This window comes from Enterobacter sp. FUJ80071 (assembly GCF_038739915.1).
Taxonomy (GTDB): domain Bacteria; phylum Pseudomonadota; class Gammaproteobacteria; order Enterobacterales; family Enterobacteriaceae; genus Enterobacter; species Enterobacter kobei.
Genome location: NZ_JBBXKH010000001.1, coordinates 1,429,351 through 1,448,154, shown reverse-complemented (window position 1 = coordinate 1,448,154; position 18,804 = coordinate 1,429,351). Strand labels below are relative to the sequence as shown.

At 54.4% G+C, this 18,804-nt stretch carries 17 protein-coding genes; 3 read left to right on the top strand and 14 right to left on the bottom strand.

Annotated features, from left to right (window positions below; all coding sequences use genetic code 11):
• Positions 1-86: 86 nt before the first annotated feature.
• From AAER43_RS06935 to AAER43_RS06920, 4 genes are all read right to left on the bottom strand, one after another.
• Positions 87-764: a VIT family protein gene (locus AAER43_RS06935; protein ID WP_342701843.1), complete on the bottom strand. Its 678-nt coding sequence runs from the start codon at positions 762-764 to the stop codon at positions 87-89.
• A 134-nt stretch (positions 765-898) separates the two neighbouring features.
• Positions 899-1,480 carry a cytochrome b/b6 domain-containing protein gene (locus AAER43_RS06930; protein ID WP_001004932.1) on the bottom strand — a complete coding sequence of 194 codons (582 nt, stop codon included), beginning with the start codon at positions 1,478-1,480 and terminating at the stop codon, positions 899-901.
• 126 nt (positions 1,481-1,606) lie between these two features.
• Positions 1,607-2,727 (bottom strand): IS3-like element ISSen4 family transposase gene (locus AAER43_RS06925; RefSeq protein ID WP_087451024.1). Its coding sequence is split into 2 segments (ribosomal slippage): positions 1,607-2,469 and positions 2,469-2,727, totalling 1,122 coding nucleotides; the frame shifts between segments, so codons are not numbered across the junction.
• Between the two features lie 172 nt (positions 2,728-2,899).
• Entirely contained in the window at positions 2,900-3,622 is a 723-nt protein-coding gene (locus AAER43_RS06920; protein ID WP_057057595.1) for an inovirus-type Gp2 protein, read from the bottom strand.
• Positions 3,623-4,290: 668 nt separating this feature from the next.
• Between AAER43_RS06920 and ldtB the strand changes: the two genes are divergently transcribed.
• Positions 4,291-5,211: a L,D-transpeptidase gene (ldtB, locus tag AAER43_RS06915; protein WP_050861566.1), complete on the top strand. Its 921-nt coding sequence runs from the start codon at positions 4,291-4,293 to the stop codon at positions 5,209-5,211.
• Positions 5,212-5,252: 41 nt separating this feature from the next.
• Here the strand turns inward: ldtB and AAER43_RS06910 are convergent, their stop codons facing one another.
• The 9 genes from AAER43_RS06910 to mntR form a co-directional block, all read right to left on the bottom strand.
• A complete protein-coding gene (locus AAER43_RS06910; RefSeq protein ID WP_014883118.1) occupies positions 5,253-5,969 on the bottom strand; it encodes a GntR family transcriptional regulator in 717 nt (238 codons plus the stop codon).
• Between the two features lie 15 nt (positions 5,970-5,984).
• The gene (locus AAER43_RS06905; protein WP_014883117.1) at positions 5,985-7,307 is read right to left on the bottom strand and encodes a PTS transporter subunit EIIC; all 1,323 of its coding nucleotides are present in this window, start codon (positions 7,305-7,307) and stop codon (positions 5,985-5,987) included.
• 51 nt (positions 7,308-7,358) lie between these two features.
• Positions 7,359-8,735 (bottom strand): glycoside hydrolase family 1 protein, encoded by a 1,377-nt coding sequence (locus tag AAER43_RS06900; protein ID WP_023336963.1) that lies wholly within the window; start codon positions 8,733-8,735, stop codon positions 7,359-7,361.
• 161 nt (positions 8,736-8,896) lie between these two features.
• The gene (locus AAER43_RS06895; RefSeq protein ID WP_014883115.1) at positions 8,897-9,937 is read right to left on the bottom strand and encodes an aldo/keto reductase; all 1,041 of its coding nucleotides are present in this window, start codon (positions 9,935-9,937) and stop codon (positions 8,897-8,899) included.
• A 102-nt stretch (positions 9,938-10,039) separates the two neighbouring features.
• Positions 10,040-11,563: an efflux transporter outer membrane subunit gene (locus AAER43_RS06890; RefSeq protein ID WP_050861565.1), complete on the bottom strand. Its 1,524-nt coding sequence runs from the start codon at positions 11,561-11,563 to the stop codon at positions 10,040-10,042.
• On the bottom strand, positions 11,563-13,134 hold the full coding sequence (locus AAER43_RS06885; RefSeq protein ID WP_045134221.1) for a DHA2 family efflux MFS transporter permease subunit: 1,572 nt from the start codon (positions 13,132-13,134) through the stop codon (positions 11,563-11,565). The genes AAER43_RS06890 and AAER43_RS06885 overlap by 1 nt, the downstream gene beginning before the upstream one ends.
• Positions 13,131-14,225 carry an HlyD family secretion protein gene (locus tag AAER43_RS06880; RefSeq protein ID WP_014883112.1) on the bottom strand — a complete coding sequence of 365 codons (1,095 nt, stop codon included), beginning with the start codon at positions 14,223-14,225 and terminating at the stop codon, positions 13,131-13,133. The genes AAER43_RS06885 and AAER43_RS06880 overlap by 4 nt, the downstream gene beginning before the upstream one ends.
• Before the next feature lie 101 nt (positions 14,226-14,326).
• The gene (locus AAER43_RS06875; protein WP_023332471.1) at positions 14,327-15,436 is read right to left on the bottom strand and encodes an anion transporter; all 1,110 of its coding nucleotides are present in this window, start codon (positions 15,434-15,436) and stop codon (positions 14,327-14,329) included.
• Entirely contained in the window at positions 15,433-15,906 is a 474-nt protein-coding gene (gene mntR / locus AAER43_RS06870; protein WP_014169260.1) for a manganese-binding transcriptional regulator MntR, read from the bottom strand. Before mntR ends, AAER43_RS06875 begins: the two co-directional genes overlap by 4 nt.
• A 183-nt stretch (positions 15,907-16,089) precedes the next feature.
• On the opposite strand from mntR, the gene mntS reads away from it, so the two are divergent.
• Complete coding sequence (mntS, locus tag AAER43_RS06865; protein ID WP_014831181.1) at positions 16,090-16,218, top strand: manganase accumulation protein MntS; 129 nt, start codon at positions 16,090-16,092, stop codon at positions 16,216-16,218.
• Between the two features lie 283 nt (positions 16,219-16,501).
• On the top strand, positions 16,502-18,085 hold the full coding sequence (locus AAER43_RS06860) for a phosphoethanolamine transferase (protein ID WP_050861564.1): 1,584 nt from the start codon (positions 16,502-16,504) through the stop codon (positions 18,083-18,085).
• A 111-nt stretch (positions 18,086-18,196) separates the two neighbouring features.
• On the opposite strand, the gene ompX is transcribed toward AAER43_RS06860, so the two are convergent.
• The gene (gene ompX / locus AAER43_RS06855; protein WP_014883110.1) at positions 18,197-18,715 is read right to left on the bottom strand and encodes an outer membrane protein OmpX; all 519 of its coding nucleotides are present in this window, start codon (positions 18,713-18,715) and stop codon (positions 18,197-18,199) included.
• Between the last annotated feature and the right edge of the window lie 89 nt (positions 18,716-18,804).

Sequence of the window (18,804 nt, the reverse complement as noted above, 5' to 3'; positions counted from 1 at the left end):
TGAAGGGAGCTGCATTGCAAATTGTTTTGCGAAGCATCGCCAGTAAGATGGTACTCGAATTGTGCTTCATAACATTAAAGCAGGGCCTACCCTGCAAAATGACCAATCCCCATAGACAAAAGCATAGCCATGGTACTCCAGAACGTAATTCTTATGATCGCCCTGACAGGAGAGGCTTTACTCAAAACCGAAGATATATAGCCAAGGACCGCCAGTGAAAAAAGGGTGGAAAGGATTATCAACAAAAAAGCCAGTTTCAGAGGGGAGAGCCATGCCACGATTAAGGGTAACACCGCACCAGCGGAAAAACTCAGGGCAGAAAAGACAGCTGCCTGTAGGGGCTGTGCAGAATTTATATCCGTCAACCCCAGTTCTTCACGGGCATGAGCATCCAGGGCATCTTTGACCATAAGTTGCTCCGCAACCTGCCGGGCAAGCTCTGGCTCCAGTCCACGTTGCATATAAAGTGAAGTCAGTTCCCGCACCTCTCCCTGATAATCAGTTTCCAGCTCCCTTTTTTCCTGGGCAAGTGCTGCGTTTTCGGTATCCGCCTGAGATGAGACGGAAACATATTCCCCTGTAGCCATTGACATAGCTCCGGCAACCAGTCCTGCAACACCTGCAAGTAAAACACCGGAAGGACTGCTATTTGCAGATGCAACCCCAAGAACAAGGCTCGCTGTCGAAACAATTCCGTCATTTGCCCCCAGTACAGCTGCCCTCAGCCATCCCACTTTTTCGATACTATGTCGTTCAAGATGCATATATTTTTTCCTTCAAATACGCATACTCATCGGAATTACGGATAAATAGAAAATGCATTGACGGATAAATGCGCGGTTATAGTCTGTTTTAGCCAACCATTACAGGGCATCTTATCCATCATAAACCTACAGCACTATTCGGTAACGGGATTTTTCCTTTGGCTACGAACGGTGAGGAAGATATGCAGCAACCCCATCGCACCATGTGCCCAGAAATAGGTTTCAATAAATACAGTCAGAAACTTATGCACATGCAGGACGGTTTCTGTCAGCACAGGTGACGTGCCAAGAGCAGTATTGAGAGCAAACCAGAATCCACCACATAATGCAACGCCCAATAGTGCAAGTACACCAAGCCCCTGAACCAGAGCAGCAATCCCACCAGCATGAGCTTCAGGAAGACGGAATGATATCAGCATTTTGATATCTTCAACCACACCTCGAAAATCAAGGACCACCCAGGCAAAATAGTAACGAAATCCTCGTTGTGTCAGCATCCATGCAAGCATGACAAACCCAAGGACAATCAGTGATAACCCAGTGATAACATGGAACCATGTTACGAACCCAGTGAGAGTATAGTCACTAAGCGCATCGCTTTCGGTAAGGTTTGAATTAATAATCTGCAATAAAATCAATACAGCTACGATGATATGCAGCACACGTAGAAATGGTGTGTTTTTGTGAGGAAGAGCATTACGTAAATTTTCGTTCATAATTTAGCCACTTTTTTAAGGTTGGTTGACCACTCAATATTATGCCTTTTTATTAATGATAACCTTAACTTCTCAAAACCAAGATGCACTCAGTAATTGACCTGCCCCCACGATTAGATACAACACTCAGTTAGTAACGTCGGAATCTTCATTCTCAGAATGACCCTTTCTCCAGCCCGCTGCAAATTCAGACGGTGTCTGATAATTCAGCGTGGAGTGCGGGCGGCATTCGTTATAATCCTGCCGCCAGTCATTAATAATTTTCCTGGCATGAACGATATCGCTGAACCAGTGCTCATTCAAACATTCATCGCGAAATCGTCCGTTAAAGCTCTCAATAAATCCGTTCTGCGTTGGCTTGCCCGGCTGGATTAAGCGCAACTCAACACCATGCTCAAAGGCCCATTGATCCAGTGCACGGCAAGTGAACTCCGGCCCCTGGTCAGTTCTTATCGTCGCCGGATAGCCTCGAAACAGTGCAATGCTGTCCAGAATACGCGTGACCTGAACGCCTGAAATCCCAAAGGCAACAGTGACCGTCAGGCATTCCTTTGTGAAATCATCGACGCAGGTAAGACACTTGATCCTGCGACCGGTGGAAAGTGCGTCCATGACGAAATCCATCGACCAGGTCAGATTGGGCGCCGCCGGACGGAGCAGCGGCAGACGTTCTGTTGCCAGCCCTTTACGACGTCTTCTGCGTTTTACGCCCAGGCCACTGAGGTGATAAAGCCGGTACACGCGCTTATGATTAACATGAAGCCCTTCACGGCGCAGCAACTGCCAAATACGACGGTAGCCAAAACGCCTGCGCTCCAGTGCCAGCTCAGTGATGCGCCCTGATAAATGCGCATCAGCAGCCGGACGGTGAGCCTCATAGCGGCAAGTCGACAGGGATAAACCTGTAAGCCTGCAGGCACGACGTTGCGACAGACCGGTCGCATCACACATCAACATCACGGCTTCCCGCTTCTGGTCTGTCGTCAGTACTTTCGCCCCAGAGCCACCTGAAGCGCCTCTTTATCCAGCATGGCTTCGGCAAGCAGCTTCTTGAGTCTGGCGTTCTCTTCCTCAAGCGACTTCAGGCGCTTAACTTCAGGCACCTCCATACCGCCATACTTCTTACGCCAGGTGTAAAACGTGGCATCGGAAATGGCATGCTTGCGGCAGAGTTCACGGGCGGGTACCCCAGCTTCGGCTTCGCGGAGAATACTGATGATCTGTTCGTCGGAAAAACGCTTCTTCATGGGGATGTCCTCATGTGGCTTATGAAGACATTACTAACATCGGGGTGTACTAATCAACGGGGAGCAGGTCATTAAAACGCTCTGAGCGAAGCTGTAAGCGTTTTTTATGATATGGGTAATGCGATTGCATACCTTGGAAAGAAAAACGCTCTACGGGCTTCCAGTGCGACATTTACGAATTCAGTGCTTTACCACTCAATTTCGATGTTGAATACAAGCGCGTTCCCTTCCCTGTCTGCGACTTCCCGCGTTCTTTTGCCAGGTAAGAAAGCCAGAATACCGGACCTTCGAGTGTCGAAGGATCATCACGATGAATGACGTAGTGATCGGGATAGTCTTTAGTGGCTTTAGACAAGTTCACAAGTGTTGCTTTCCCACCTGTCAGTTTCATCCAGATTTCCGTAATAATACCAGCGATCCCTCTTTCTGGCGTTCCAAACCACCTTACCGAACGATGTGGAAGTGCAATCCAGCAATGGTAATGGGGTTGTGAAGCCTTTTCCTGTTCGCAAACCCAACCGTAAGCAAAATCGATGATAGGTTCTGATAAACCGTTGTTTCCAGACTCCAGGCGGTCACGTAATCGTTTGAACAGGTTGCGTATGTATTTGTTACCTGCTTCAACAGAAGTGAACTCAGGGAGGTGGAGATCAAAACGGGTCAGGAACACTCGACTGTAGAGCTTCAGGATTGCTTTCAGTTCGTTAACTATCGGCATAAGTATATCATGACGAACACCAGATCCGATTCTTGTGTTAACCCGGTATTCGTGACCATCATAAACAAAGGAGTTGCCATTAATGGTTTTGTAACGTCCGTGTTCATGGTAGATGGTACGAAAACTTGTTGTCGATAAAATCGACGATTGAAACTGCATTTCAGATTGTTGCATCATTGTTAAATTAGCCTTTTTGTATTCAGAAAGAGATCACACCTCCTACATAGTTACTACCTAAAACCACGGTAAAATGAGGGCATTTGCGATAGCGCAAAGCCGCCTTATATCTGACGTTGGGGATGTTTTGGAGGAGAGAAATACTACGGAACAAAGTTTACGAATGTATTTATTCAACCTCCCACCATAACAGAAAGAAAAAAAAAATGCAATTTAAAATTTATCCGGGCTGAACAGTGGGTCCGATTTGCTGGTTGACCTTATGATATTCTTGGGTTGAGTGGTTAAAACCACCAGGCCAGTATAAGGATATTGACCCAAATGAAACCAAAATTTTAAACAACGAAGACTGACCAATGTACGCAAGCAGGATGAAAGAAACTTCTCTCCGCATCTCTTAATTTCCCCCTTTGAAACTATATGGTGACGTTGCTGGTAACTAACACGGGGAGATTCCTGCGAAAAGTGTGATAAACACGGCATTATGCCACAATTCCGAATTGAGATCCCGTGTTGCGGCAATCCACTAAACTTTAACAAAATCGAAAAAAATGTGATTTCGTACACATCTGAATTCCCTGCGAGCGGGAATGCACATATAATGCGCTCCCATCATAGATTCAGACTTATCAACTCATCGCCTGAATGGCTTAGATACCTCGCACAACATGAACATGAAATTAACAACGCTTTTTGCGGCGGCGTTAGCCGTAGTAGGTTTTTGTAAGACCGCGTCTGCGGTGACGTATCCCCTGCCGACAGACGGAAGCCGTCTGGTGGGCGAAAACCAGGTGGTGACGGTACCAGAAGGTAACTCTCAGCCGCTGGAGTATTTCGCCGCACAGTACCAGCTGGGCCTGTCCAACATGCTGGAAGCAAACCCGGGCGTTGACCCGTATCTGCCAAAAGCGGGTACCGTACTGAATATTCCTCAGCAGCTGATCCTGCCGGATACCGTTCATGAAGGTATCGTCATTAACAGCGCTGAAATGCGTCTGTATTACTACCCGAAAGGCACCAACACCGTTATCGTGCTGCCAATCGGTATCGGCCAGCTGGGTAAAGACACCCCAATGAACTGGACCACCAAAGTTGAGCGTAAGAAAGCGGGCCCAACCTGGACCCCTACCGCCAAAATGCACGCAGAATACATCGCTGCCGGCGAACCGCTGCCAGCCGTTGTGCCAGCCGGCCCGGATAACCCGATGGGTCTGTACGCGCTGTACATTGGCCGTCTGTACGCCATTCATGGCACCAACGCCAACTTCGGTATCGGCCTGCGCGTAAGCCACGGCTGCGTGCGTCTGCGTAACGACGACATCAAGTTCCTGTTCGAAAACGTGCCGGTCGGTACGCGCGTGCAGTTCATTAACGAACCGGTAAAAGCGACCACTGAGCCAGACGGTAGCCGTTACATTGAAGTGCACAACCCGCTGTCTACCAGCGAAGACCAGATCAACAACAACGAAGTCGTCCCTGTAACGCTGAGCAGCGCGGTGCAGGCGGTGACCTCTCAGCCTGACGTGGAAACGACCATCGTTGACCAGGCCGTGCAGAACCGCTCCGGTATGCCGGTGCGTTTGAACTAATAACGAGCATTAAAAAAGCGGGCTTCGATGCCCGCTTTTTTTTACCCGTTATTCACGATAACTATCCCGCCGTGGTCGTACCGATAGTGGCAGTGGGCATATTCCAGCGGCGTGCCATCTTCCAGATAAATGACCTGCTCCACCTCCAGCACCGGATCGGTTTCCTCGCAGACCAGATGTTGCCTGTCCAGCGCATTGGGTTTTAGCGCCCGCACCACCCTGTATGACCCCATAATTTTCAGCCCCAGCGTCTCCTGAACATACTGAAACACCGAACCGTCAAGATGGCTTTTCGTCAGGCCGGGCACCAGGGTCATCGGCATTACCGTTGAATCCAGCGACATCGGTTCACCGTTTAATAAACGCAGGCGAATAAAATCATAGACCGGCGCATCGGCATTAATCATCAGCGACGCCTGCTCTTTCTCGTTCGGGAAGCGCAGTTCAAAATGCACCACCTGGCTCGTGACCGTACCCAGATGTTCCCAGGTTTTGGTGGCACCAAAATAGTCGCTGCCGGAGAGATCCCACTGGGAAAGCTGAAGGAAGTTTTTGCGGATAAAGGTGCCCTGCCCCTGACGGGTATAAACCAGACCTTCGACAATCAGCTGGCGCATCGCCTGCTGGATGGTCATCCGGCTGGTGCTGAACTCCGCCGCCAGCGCAAACTGGTCCGGAAGTGGTTCATTGGCGGCGTACTGCTGGCTGATAATGCGTTTTTTAATTTCCCGCGCTATGGTGATGTACTTCGCCGCCATCGTCCTTCCTTTCAGTTAGTTTTCTATCCCGCTGTTTTTCAACGCCACTCGCTCGGCAATCTTGAGGAAAGGCAGGTAGAAGAATACACCAAAAACAATGATTGCCAACTGCACCACCACCGCCCGCCAGTCCCCTGCCGTGGCCAGCCAGGCGCTCAGAATCGGCGGCGTGGTCCACGGGATCATTACCACGCAGCGCGACATTAACCCCAGCGTGGTGCAGAGCCAGGCAACGTAAATGCCAATCGCGGGCAACAGCACAAACGGGATCATCAGCGGCAGGTTAAAGACAATCGGCAGGCCAAAAATCACCGGCTCGTTGATGTTGAATAAACCGGGCGCCAGCGACAGGCGCGCCACCTGCTTCGCCGACTTCTGCCGGGAGAAGATAAAGATGGCGATCAGCAGCGAAATGGTGCTGCCCGTCCCGCCCACCATGCCAAACGTCGGCACGAAGATGTTGTTGATGATATGCGGGATGGGCTGGCCATTGGCAAAGGCCAGCATGTTCTCGTTGGTGTTGATCAGCAGGAACGGTTCCAGTACCACGCTGTTGACCACCGACTGATGAATCCCTAGCGTGAACAGGAAGTTACCGAAGCTGTAGATAAAAATCGTTCCCGGCAGGCTGGTGTTGATCAGCCGCAGCGGCTGCTGGATAAAGGTCGTGATGAGATGGATCAGGTCCGTGTGCAGCACGTTTGCCAGCAGTGCTGCCAGCACGGCAAATACTGACAATGTCAGAATGGTTGGGATCAGCGCGGTAAAGGATTTACTCACCGCCGGAGGCACATTTTCCCCCAGCGAAATGTGCAGCGCCTTGAGCCGCGAAATGGCAATAAACAGCTCCGTTGAGAGTAGCCCGATCAGCACTCCGGCAAAAATCCCGGTAGAGCCGATATTGGCGAACGTCAGTACCTGAGTGACGTTCACCGTGGTCTCGCTGCCGACGGGCGTCAACTGCAGGCGCATCGGCATCATGATGATAAAACTGCTGACGGCGATAACCACTGCCGAGACCGGATTGTCGAAATCTTTATTGCGCGCCAGCGACCAGGCAATCATCGGGGCCAGCAGCAGCGCGGCGATATTCAGCGTGCCGTTGATTATCGCCTCCCCCCAGACCTTAAACTGCGTGAGCGTGTCGCCGTCAAAAATCCACGGGAACACCACGTTGTTCACCAGCACCGCCAGACCGGCAAGGATGAAAATCGGCATCACCGTGGCGAAGGCATCGCGCAGGGAGCGCAGGTGCACCTGGTTTGCCAGGCGCGCCGAGAACTCAACAAATTTATCGACAAAGGACTGCATATGCGGTGTGATTTTTGTTTCAGACATAGCGGATAGTTCCCATCAATCAGTCACAAAAACGGCCCGGCAGCGTACGGCTTACATCTCGCGTCCGTTGGTATGAATGACCTGTTTCAGCCAGGCGTAGCTTTTCTTCGGCACGCGCTTCAGGTCTTTCAGGTCGTGGTTTTCTCGGTTGACGTAGACCACGCCGTAGCGCTTACGCATGTCGCCCTGGGAGCTGAGAATGTCGATTAACCCCCAGCCGAGGTAGCCGATGACCTCTGCGCCATCTTCGAACATCGCCGCTTTCATTGCGTCGATATGCGCCCGGTGGTAGTCGATGCGGTAGGTGTCCTCAATCGGGTTGACGCCGTCCCAGGACTCAATCACGCCAATACCGTTTTCAATCGGGAAGACCGGCATCCGCCAGTCGTTGGCGTAGCGGGTGATGATGGTGCGAAAGCCCATAGGGTCGATCTGCCAGTTCCACTCGGTGGCTTTCAGGTACGGGTTATTTTTCTCACCGTGTAGCAGGTAATAGTTGACCGGCGTGCCTTCCGGGATGGCATCGCTGTCCAGCGTTTTGCTGGCGTAATAGCTGAAGGCCATAAAGTCGTTTTTGGTGCGCGCCAGCAGCGCTAAATCTTCGTCGCGGTAGATATCGCCAAAGCCTTCCTGCTCCACCACCGCCATCACCGCCGGGCTGTAACCCTGACCCGCAAAAACGCGCAGCAGGTTCTGGTTGAGGAATTCATCGTACTGCTGGGCGCAGAAGATATCGCGCGGTTTGCAGGTCGCCGGGTAAATCAGCTGGTGCGCCAGCATGCCGCCCATCAGCTGGCCCGGTTTGGTCTGGTGCAGATACTCGGTCAGCGACATATGCGCCACCATCGCATGGTGCTGTAACTCATAGAGCTCGCGAAGAGTTTGCTCCCCTTTCAGGTAACCGGAAATGCGGAAGGCTTCCGGCATATGGAAAATGTTCTGCTCGTTGAAGGTCAGCCAGTACTTCACCCGGTCGCCAAAGCAGTCGATCATCTTCTTGCCGTAGCGGATAAAGGCCTCCATCACGCGGCGATCGTTAAATCCGTTGTACTCCTGCGCCAGCGCCAACGGCATATCGAAGTGATAGAGGCAGATCATCGGCTCGATGCCGCGCGCGATAAGATCGTCAATAAATCGGTCGTAAAAGGCGATCCCCTCGTCGTTGAACGCGCCATCACCCTGCGGGCAGACACGGCTCCATGAGATCTGAAAGCGGTAGCAGTTCATGCCCAGATCCTGCATCAGGTCGAAATCTTCCCTGTAGCGGTGGTAGGAGTCGGTCGCCACTTTCCAGTCGGAGATATTTTCCCCGGCTTCACGAATGTCGTAGACCGACATGCCCTTTCCGCCCTCGTTCCATGCCCCTTCCGTCTGCATGCTGGAGACCGAGTTGCCCCATAAAAAATTGGCTGGCAGCGATGTATTCATGCTCCCTCCCTATATGACTAGTCATTTTAAATTTCATGACTAGTCATATAGGCGAAGATGAAAAGGTGATCAAAGGGGAGGATCGTTTTTTGTGAGATGGATTGAAATAATGCCTACGGAAAGTAGCCCCGGTAAGCGAAGCGCCACCGGGGAGAGGACGGTTATTGCTGTGCAAGCTGGTTACGACGATATTCCCCCTGGCGCTCAAGCATCCAGCCCGGGTATTCCCCCGGCAACGCGCTGACGGCATCAAGCTTTTTAAGCTCGTCTTCGCTTAAGCGGATCCCGGTTGCGGCGATATTGTCATTCAACTGATCGACGCGTTTCGCGCCCACGATCACGCTAGTTACCGCTTTCTGATGAAGCAGCCACGCCAGCGCGATCTGCGCGACGGAGACGCCTTTGCTTTCGGCAATCGTGCGCATTACATCCACGCAGTCGAAGGCGCGATCTTTATTGACCGGCGGGAAGTCAAACTCCAGACGGCGCCCGCCCGATTCGCTCTGCCCGTTGCGATCGTATTTCCCGCTCAGCAGACCGCCCGCCAGCGGGCTCCAGACCATCAGCCCGACGCCTTCGCTCTGCATCATCGGCACCAGCTCGCGCTCAAGATCGCGCCCGGCGATGGTGTAATACGCCTGTAAAGACGCGAAGCGTGCCAGCCCCAGACGCTCGGAGATGCCAAGCGCTTTGGCAATCTGCCACGCTGCCCAGTTCGAGACGCCGATATAGCGCACGTGGCCGTGCTGTACCAGGGTATCCAGCGCACGGAGCGTCTCTTCAATGGGGGTGGCAGGGTCAAAGCCGTGCAGCTGGTAGAGATCGATATGATCCAGCTGCAGGCGGCGCAGACTCTCCTTCACGCTGCCGATGATGTGATACCGCGAGCTGCCGCGCGAGTTCACGCCCGCGGTGCCGGTTTCACCGAACACTTTGGTCGCGACTACCACGTTCTCCCGCGGAACTTTCAGGTTCTTCAGCGCCTGGCCGGTGATCTCCTCCGAGCGCCCTTCCGAGTAAACGTCGGCGGTGTCGATAAAGTTGATCCCGGCATCCAGCGCGCGGCCCACCAGCTGTTCGGCTTCGCTCTGCTGCAGCTGGCCAATCTTGCCCCACATGCCGCCTTCCCCGCCGAAGGTCATGGTCCCGAGGCAGAGTTCAGAAACAAACAGACCGGTGTTGCCCAGTTTTTGATAACGCATAAGTCATTCCTCACATGTCGAATGGGTGCCAGTTAGTTATACCCGCCCCTCTGTCATCGCGAATGTGGCGTTCCTGTCCGTTTCTTGCCCAATCCTCTGAATTTATCCGCGCGGGGCGTCGCCAAAGACGCTGTAATCCGGGAGCTGCACCTGCTGATACGGCTCCCAGCCGCCGCCAAGCGCCTTGTAGAGCGCCACCAGATCGAGCGCGCTTTGCACCTGCGCCTGAGCGCGCTGCTGCTGAGCCTGGGCGAGCTGACGCTGGGCATCCAGTACGTCGATAAAGCTGGCGATGCCCTGTCGGTAGCTGTCGCTGGCTAAGTCAAAGGCGTTTTGCAGGGCGTCGATCGTTTTTGCGAGGCCCGCTTCACGCTGCTGGTCGGTGCGGTAGCTGACCAGCGCGTTTTCAACATCGCCGAGCGCGGTGAGCACCGTCTGCCGATAGTCCAGCACCGCTGCCCCCTGCTGCACGCGCGCCACCTTCACGCTGGAGACCAGTCGTCCGCCCTGGAAAATCGGAATAGAAACCTGCGGACCGAAGCTGTAGAAATGGCTGCTCCAGTCGGTCAGCCAGTTGGTTTCGCTGTTACGCAGGCCAAACTGCCCGGAGAGGGTAAAACTCGGGAACAGCTCGGCCACCGAGACGCCGATTTGCGCCGTGGCGGCATGAAGATTCGCCTCCGCCTCACGCACGTCCGGACGACGGCGCGCCAGCGTTGACGGAATGCCCGTTTGCACGATATCCGGCAGCGCAGGCATTGGCTGCGCTGACTGGAGTTCGGCATCCAGTGCGCCCGGCGGCTTGCCGAGGAGGATTGCCAGGCCGTTCATCGCCTGCCGCGCCTGCGCCTGATATTGCGGCAGTTGCGCTTCCAGATTTCCCAGCTGCGCCCGGGCATTTTCTACGTCCATCTGTGGCGAGAGCCCGCCGCGCTGACGGCTTTCGGTGAGATCCAGCGTCTGCTGCGCGCTCTCAATCTGGGTGTTCAGGGTGGCGATAATGCTCTGCGCGCCGCGCAGCTGTAGCCACGCCCGCGCCACTTCCGCTTCCAGCGACACCAGCGCGTCGTTACGCTGCTCGATAGCCGCCTTCTGCTGGGCTTCCGCGGCTTCCACCTGACGGCGCACCTTGCCCCACAGGTCAATTTCCCACTGGGCGTCGAAACTGCCCTGGTAGAGGTTGATCGGCTGCGTCAGCGGGCCTAACGCGCCCCGCAGGGCTGGATCGACATTATCCAGCTGGTCATACACGCCGTGGGATTTCAGCTCGCCTTCCAGCCCGAGCTGTTGGCGCGTCGCCTGTAGATTGCCGTTAACCGACGGGAAAAATGCTCCGCCTGCCTGATTAATCTGTTCACGCGCCCCGGCAATGCGTAGCACCGTTTGCTGCAGGGTCAGGTTTCCGGCAATAGCCCGTTCAACGAGGCTATCGAGCTGCGGCGAGCCGAAGGTTTTCCACCAGCGCGGGTTGGTCGCAGCGGAGATGGTTTGCGATTTCACGCCGCTGTCGCCCTTATCGTTCCAGTGCGTGACGGCCGGCGGCGCGGGTGGCTGGTAATCCGGTCCCACGGCACAGCCAGCCAGCAGCAGCATTATCATCAGGGGGTGTAAACGTCTGTGTATCATCAATGTGCTCCTGCACTCCCCTCGCTCTTAACCGGCGAGAGCAACAAACAAAACGGAATCAGTAACAAGGCCACCACGCTCAGCAGGGTGAAGACGTCGATGTAGGCCAGGAAGCGCGACTGCTCGATCATGGTCTGGTACATCCGCCCGGTGGCAATGCCGGTTGGGTCACCCACCTGAGTCGTGAAGTTCTGGATCGCCTGGGCGCTTTCGCGTATCGCCTGCTGAAACTGCTCGTTAAACGGCGAAGCGTGATACGCCAGATGCGCGCTATGGGCCTGCGAGCGCTCGGTAATGGCCGCCGTCGAGAGCGAAATCCCAATCGAGCCCGCCACGTTGCGGAACATGGTAAACAGCGCCGCCGCGTCGGCGTTGAGCCGTCTCGGTATCGAGATGAAGGCAATCGTGGTGAGCGGCACAAACAGGAACCCCAGCCCAATCGACTGAGCGCTGCGGAACAGCACCAGAGTTTCGAAGTCGATATCCGGCGTCAGCGTACGTGACCAGAAGAACGATGCCGCCAGGCAGGTAAAGCCAAAGGCGATAATCCAGCGCGTCTGCACCACCGGCATGAGCTTCAGCACCAGCGGGATGGTGAGTACAATCAGCACCGCGCCGGGCGACAGCACCAGCCCGGACCAGGTGGCGGTATAGCCCAGATCCTGCTGCGCCAGCTGCGGGATCACCACCGAGCTGCCGTATAAAATCATCGCCATCCCAGCCATTAACAGGCTGGAGATCGCGAAGTTGCGGTCTTTCAGGCAGTAGAGATCCACCACCGGCTTTCTGGCATACACCAGCCAGTAGATCGCGCCGATGATGCCGATCAGCGTCAGCACGGCGAAAGTGCGGATAAAGTTTGAGTAGAACCAGTCTTCATCCTCTCCCCGGTCCAGCATCACCTGCAAACAACCGAGCCCTAAGGCGATCAGCCCGATCCCCGTCCAGTCGATGGTTAGCTTCTCTTTCGATTTACTTTCCCACGGCGGATCTTCCAGCAGCTGATAGATCGCCAGTACCGTGACGATCCCCACCGGGATGTTGATAAAGAACACCCAGCGCCAGGAGTAGTTGTCGGTGATCCAGCCGCCGAGCGTGGGGCCGAGCACCGGCGCAACGATAATCGCAATAGAGGAGAGACCAAACGCTTTGCCCCGGTCCTCCGGCTTGAAGTAGTCGAGCAGCACCGACTGCTGGGTAGGCTGTAACCCGCCGCCAAAGAAGCCCTGCATCACGCGGAACAGGATGATCTGCCACAGCTCGGTGGCGATCCCGCACAGGAACGAGCAGACGGTGAACATCACAATGCAGATTAAGAAGAACTGCTTGCGGCCAAACACCCGGCTCAGAAACGCCGAGATGGGCAGCACGATGCCGTTCGCCACCAGATAGCTGGTTAAAACCCAGGTCGATTCGTCATAGCTGGAGGAGAGCGAACCCGCGACGTGCGGCAGCGCCACGTTAACGATGGTGGTGTCCAGAATTTCCATAAACACCGCCAGGGTGACCACAATCGCCACCGCCCACGGGTTACTGGCGGGTTTCCAGCTGTCGTGGCTATGATCCGTCATTCCACTGTCACCTTCGGCGCCACCGACAGCCCCAGCGGCAGCGGTTTATTCGGGTCGAGTCCCTTATCAATCACGATTTTCACCGGCACGCGCTGCACAATTTTGACGAAGTTGCCGGTGGCATTTTCCGCCGGGAAAGCGGAGAAGCGTGAGCCACTGCCCTGCTGAATACTGTCGACGTGGCCCTCAAGTTCCATATCCGGCCACGCATCCACGGAGACGGTGACCTTATCGCCGGGCTTCATGCGTTCAAGCTGGGACTCTTTAAAGTTCGCCACCACCCATACGTTAGGGGAAACCAGTGAGAACAGCGCGGTGCCCGCCTGCACCAGCGTCCCGGGCTGCACGTTGCGTTTGGTGACAAAGCCGTCGAACGGGGCGCGGACTTCGGTGTAGGAGAGATTCAGATTGGCCGTTTCGAGCTGCGCTTTCGCCTGCTCGACCTGACGCTCACGCGCTTCAACGTTGGTTTCCTGCTGGCGAATTTGCAGTTGAACCTGCTCCGCCACTTCCAGCTGCGCCTGGGCGCTGGCCAGTGCAGCCTGCGCGCTGCGTAGCTGTGCGTTCGCAGAATCAATACTTTGTTGCGTGGTCGCCCGCGGGTCGACGCCGCGTTGACGACGGTACTCCGCCTGCGCGTTCGCCAGATCGGCCTGCGCTTTCAGTACCTGCGCTTTCGCTTCGTCACGCTGGGCAGGATACTGCACTTTTGAGAGCGCCAGCTGCGCCTGGGCCTGATGGAGCTGCGCGATAGCCAGTCCAAGCTGAGCCTGAGCCTGATCGCGCTGGGCGGTGGTATCGCGTGGATCGATAACCACCAGCAGATCGCCTTTTTTAACGCGCTGGTTATCGCGCACGTGCAGCCCGGTGACATAGCCCGCCGTTTTGGGGGCAATCGTCACCACATCGCCATCGGTAAAGGCGTCGTCAGTTGTCTCTTCGTTACGGGTTAAAAACCACCAGACCAGCGCCACGACAACCATCACTACCACGACAATGCCGAGGATAATTAACGGTTTTTTGCCCGGTCGCTTACGTTCATTATTGTTGTTTTCCTGCTCGTCAGCAGGCGTTTTTTGATCTTCAGCCATAGTTCAGCAACGGTCCTGTCAGTGAGCGGCATCACACTATGCCGTTCACTAAAGCTAGGACGTTGCTATACGTTTGCCAGGAAAAACTGACAAATTGCGCACTATATGAGAAGGAATAATCCGAAACCGATCGCCGCAGCCCACACCAGCATGGGGAGGGACCAGAGATGGAAGCGCCACCAGATACGACGATCGCTGGCCATACGCAGGGCAATGAGGTTTGCCAGCGAGCCGGGCAGCAGCCCAAACCCGCCAATGTTCACCGCCCAGGCCAGAAGGGTGTCAGGCGGAACATAGTTGAGCAGCAGAATGGTGGAAGGCACGTTGCTGATAAACTGCGACAGGCCAATGGCCGTCAGCCACAGACCCGGCTGAGACAGCGTGCTGACGCTGTGCAACACGTTTTGCAGCACCGGAAGCTGGATAAGAAGATGCACATCAATAAACATCGCCATAAAGACCAGCAGCAGCGTCCAGTCCACGCTCACCAGCACCCGGCGTGCCAGCACGACAAAGCCTGCGGCGACCAGCAGCACACCCGCCAGCTCAACCTTCAGTTCCAGCGCGATGAGAAAGACGATGTACAACCCGAGGCAGCTCCAGACCAGACGCGGCTGCCACTGCGGGCCCGCGGTTCCGCTATGGTACTGCAGTTTTTTATCCGGAAAAGCAAACCAGCATACCGCCAGTAGCGACAGCATCATCACCAGTGCCAGCGGGGCCATCTGCCAGGTAAAGGCGGCAAACGACAGGCCGGACCGCCCCCAGAGCAGGATATTTTGCGGGTTGCCGATAGGGGTCAACAGAGAACCGGCGTTCACGGCCAGCGCTTCAAAGATGATCAGCCGGCTGACCGGGATCTCGCAAAGCCTGCGTAGCGTCAGCGTGAGGGGCACGATGATAAACAGTGCCACATCGTTGGTCAGAAACGTCGACAGCACCGCAGCGGAGAAGACCATAAACAGCGCCAGCCTGCGCTCGGTGGCAAAACGGCGCACCATTTTACGGCCCAGCACGTCAAAATAGCCGCTCAGCTCAACCCCTTTGGTCAGCATCATTAACCCACTCAGGGTAATGATGGTGCGCCAGTCAATGGCGGCAACCCAGGCGCGGGGCGCAAACGGCACAAAGAGGCTTAACCCTGCGCCAATGATTAATAAGAGATGGAAGAAACGATCGCGTGCCAGGGCATGCAGTCCGGGGATTTTCATTCAGCGGAGGGACCGTATTTAAGGGTAAATTCACGAAACTTCACCAGCGTCTCTTCACTTACGTGGTGCTCCATTCCTTCCGCATCCCGGCGGGCAATCTCCGGGCTAACGCCCAGTACCAGTAAAAAGTTCTCGACCAACTGGTGACGCTCGCGGCTCTCCTGCGCAAGCTTCTCCCCTTCCGGCGTCAGAAATACACCGCGCCAGGGGATCATTTCAATTAAGCCCACCGAAGCCAGACGTTTTAACATTTTAGCCACTGTCGGCTGTGATACCCCCAGTCTAGCGGCCATATCGACCTGCCGCGCTTCCCCGACTTCACGGATCAGATCGGAAATCAGCTCAACATAGTCATCAATCAGTTCACGACGGTGCGCTTCACGGACCTGGCGAAACCCTTCGACATGTTCTTCAACATTCACCAGCTGCGTCGTTTTTCTGATTGTTGGCTTACCTGCGCGACGGTTCATTGTACTTCCTCAGTGGGGTGACGCTTCCAGCGCCCGGTATCGAGAGCGCACATTGTAAACCATCCCTCTGCAAGCACAAAAAATTAACGAAATAGCCATAGCTATACAATATAGCCTGTGCTATATCTGTATGTAATGCAGTCACCCTTCACGGATCGAAGGGATCAAAAATCAGGAGGTCTTATGAACGAATTCAAGAGGTGTATGACCGTGTTTACCCACTCTCCCTTTAAAGTGCGCTTGATGCTGTTGAACATGCTGTGCGATATGTTTAACAACAAACCGCATCAGGACGACAAACCTTCCCACTAAGCGGCGTTGCGGTACGCCGCTTCATCTCTGCGTCACATTCCCGCTGTAAACTGGCTCCCGGCCGCCCTATTCCCGATCTTTTTTACGGATTTGCAATCCTCTTCGCAAAACATCTGTTGAGCAACTGTTGCTATTATTTTGCGCTCGCACTATCTTCTTGCAGCCCTGCACTATTTGCGGCTCGCTGAAGCGGACCCTCATTCCCTTTCTACGCACTGTCAGGCAGGTTATGACCCTTGACGCCAGGGTGAGCACATGGCGTTTTTATCCATGATAGTGACCTATGAATTTAACCCTGATAGATTCTGTCGTTACCCGTAGCCGGGCCTTAAGCCCGTGGACGGCGTTTTACTTTTTGCAGTCATTGCTGATTAACTTTGCACTTGGCTATCCCTTCAGCCTGCTGTATGCGGTGGCGTTCACCTGCATTCTGCATGTGCTGTGGCGGGCCGCTCCGCGCGTGCAAAAAACGCTGATTGGGATCTGTTCGCTGGTCGCTGCCCTCTATTTCCCGTTTGGCCAGGCTTATGGCTCGCCAAACTTTAATACCCTGCTCGCGCTTCACTCGACCAATATGGAAGAGTCGACGGAGATCCTGACCATCTTCCCGTGGTACAGCTACGTGGTAGGGCTCTTTATCTTCGCGCTGGGGGTTATTGCCCTCCGCCGTCAGTCAGTTGAGAAAAAGTCCTGGGGCAAGATCGAAATTCTTTGTCTGGTATTCAGTATTGCCGTGGCGTTCGTCGCCCCCATCCAGAATATTCCCTGGGACGGTAAGTTAAGGCTCATTAACGTAGGCTATCCGGTTTTCCGCTTCGTGAAAGACGTTGTCGTGAATAACAGAGAAGTGCTCGACGAGCAGGCGCGCATGGCTGAACTTTCCAATAAGAAAGACACCTGGAACGTGCTGGCGGTGAAGCCGAAATACCATACCTACGTGGTGGTGATCGGCGAGAGTGCCCGTCGCGACGCAATGGGCGCATTCGGCGGACACTGGAATAACACGCCGTTTGCCAGCTCGGTCAATGGCACCCTGTTTACTGATTATGTCGCGGCCAGTGGCTCGACGCAGAAATCGCTGGGTCTGACGCTAAACCGTGTGGTAGAGGGCAAACCCCAGTACCAGGATAACTTTGTTACCCTGGCAAACCGCGCAGGTTTCCAGACATGGTGGTTCTCTAATCAGGGGCAAATTGGCGAATACGATACGGCCATCGCCAGTATCGCGAAGCGTGCTGACGAAGTGCAGTTCCTGAAGAGCGGTGACTTTGAGGCCGACAAAAATACGAAAGACGAAGCGTTGCTGAAAATGACGGCGCAGGTGTTTGCCACCCCACGCACCCAGCCTCAGCTGATTGTCCTTCACCTGATGGGCTCACACCCCCAGGCCTGCGATCGCACTGACGGGAAATACGTGGATTTCGTGCAGTCCAAAGAGACCTCTTGTTATCTCTACACCATGACGCAAACCGACGACCTGCTCAGCAAGCTGTACGATCAGCTGCGCAATACGGGCGACAGTTTCTCTGTGGTCTATTTCTCGGATCACGGGCTGGCGTTTAAAGAGCGTGGCAAAGAAGTGCAATACCTGGCCCATGACGACAAGTTCCAGCAGAACTTCCAGGTACCGTTTATGGTGCTGTCGAGTGATGATAAAACGCATCGCGTGATTAAAGCGCGCCGTTCGGCGAATGATTTCCTGCAGTTCTTCTCTCAGTGGACGGGGATTAAAGCCGAAGAGATAAAAAATACGTATCCGTTCATCTCCAACAAGAAAGCGCCCCCAGTGTACGTTACCAACTTCAAGTTACAGAAAGTTGACTATAACCATCTGGGTACGGATATTTTTGATATTAAGAGTAAGTGATTTCTGCCGTCTCGTGCAGACTGATGCCCTGACCCTCTCCCACGTGGAGAGGGAACAAACAAAAAAAAATCCGCCACATTGGGCGGATTTTTTATTCGATCACCGGAGTGATTAGAAGCGGTAACCTACGCCCGCGATCCAGGTGCCAACGTCAACGTTGCGGATACGGCTCTGCTCATAGGAGAAGTCCAGAGCAACGTCCTGGATTGGGTTGAACTGCAGGCCTGCGCCATAGGAGAAGCCGTAGTCGCTGGTGCTTGCAGTGCGGTTCAGACCCTGGTTTTCGGTCTGCTGGAATTTACCGTAGCCAACACCTACAACACCGTAGATGCTTGCCCAGTCATTCAGACGGTAAGCTGGACCAGCAGTGATACCGTAGTACTGGCCTTTGTTGTACGCGCCGTTTTCAGTACGATCTTTCTCGGTGTAGGTGAAAGAACCGATCACGCCCAGCGGGTTGTTATCCTGCTCGTAACGATACTTCAGGTTGAAACCGTTAGTTTTGTTCATTACGCCCTGCATATCGCTCTGAGCGTAACCACCGGTTACAGTAGAAGTAGCCGCTACAGCGGTACCTGCGGAAACAGCCAGTACAGCGGCCAGTGCTGAAAGACATGCAATTTTTTTCATAACCACCTCAAATGTGCTTCAAGTAAGTCCGTAAGTTTTAAATATATCAAAAAATTTTGCGAAACTCTTTGTGATTCGTGATGTCTAAC

Excerpts from the sequence above, each read along its gene's own strand:
- AAER43_RS06935 (WP_342701843.1), bottom strand. The coding sequence starts at position 764 with ATGCATCTTGAACGACATAGTATCGAAAAAGTGGGATGGCTGAGGGCA.
- AAER43_RS06930 (WP_001004932.1), bottom strand. The coding sequence starts at position 1,480 with ATGAACGAAAATTTACGTAATGCTCTTCCTCACAAAAACACACCATTT.
- AAER43_RS06920 (WP_057057595.1), bottom strand. The coding sequence starts at position 3,622 with ATGATGCAACAATCTGAAATGCAGTTTCAATCGTCGATTTTATCGACA.
- ldtB (WP_050861566.1), top strand. The coding sequence starts at position 4,291 with ATGAACATGAAATTAACAACGCTTTTTGCGGCGGCGTTAGCCGTAGTA.
- AAER43_RS06910 (WP_014883118.1), bottom strand. The coding sequence starts at position 5,969 with ATGGCGGCGAAGTACATCACCATAGCGCGGGAAATTAAAAAACGCATT.
- AAER43_RS06905 (WP_014883117.1), bottom strand. The coding sequence starts at position 7,307 with ATGTCTGAAACAAAAATCACACCGCATATGCAGTCCTTTGTCGATAAA.
- AAER43_RS06900 (WP_023336963.1), bottom strand. The coding sequence starts at position 8,735 with ATGAATACATCGCTGCCAGCCAATTTTTTATGGGGCAACTCGGTCTCC.
- AAER43_RS06895 (WP_014883115.1), bottom strand. The coding sequence starts at position 9,937 with ATGCGTTATCAAAAACTGGGCAACACCGGTCTGTTTGTTTCTGAACTC.
- AAER43_RS06890 (WP_050861565.1), bottom strand. The coding sequence starts at position 11,563 with ATGATACACAGACGTTTACACCCCCTGATGATAATGCTGCTGCTGGCT.
- AAER43_RS06885 (WP_045134221.1), bottom strand. The coding sequence starts at position 13,134 with ATGACGGATCATAGCCACGACAGCTGGAAACCCGCCAGTAACCCGTGG.
- AAER43_RS06880 (WP_014883112.1), bottom strand. The coding sequence starts at position 14,225 with ATGGCTGAAGATCAAAAAACGCCTGCTGACGAGCAGGAAAACAACAAT.
- AAER43_RS06875 (WP_023332471.1), bottom strand. The coding sequence starts at position 15,436 with ATGAAAATCCCCGGACTGCATGCCCTGGCACGCGATCGTTTCTTCCAT.
- mntR (WP_014169260.1), bottom strand. The coding sequence starts at position 15,906 with ATGAACCGTCGCGCAGGTAAGCCAACAATCAGAAAAACGACGCAGCTG.
- mntS (WP_014831181.1), top strand. The coding sequence starts at position 16,090 with ATGAACGAATTCAAGAGGTGTATGACCGTGTTTACCCACTCTCCCTTT.
- AAER43_RS06860 (WP_050861564.1), top strand. The coding sequence starts at position 16,502 with ATGAATTTAACCCTGATAGATTCTGTCGTTACCCGTAGCCGGGCCTTA.
- ompX (WP_014883110.1), bottom strand. The coding sequence starts at position 18,715 with ATGAAAAAAATTGCATGTCTTTCAGCACTGGCCGCTGTACTGGCTGTT.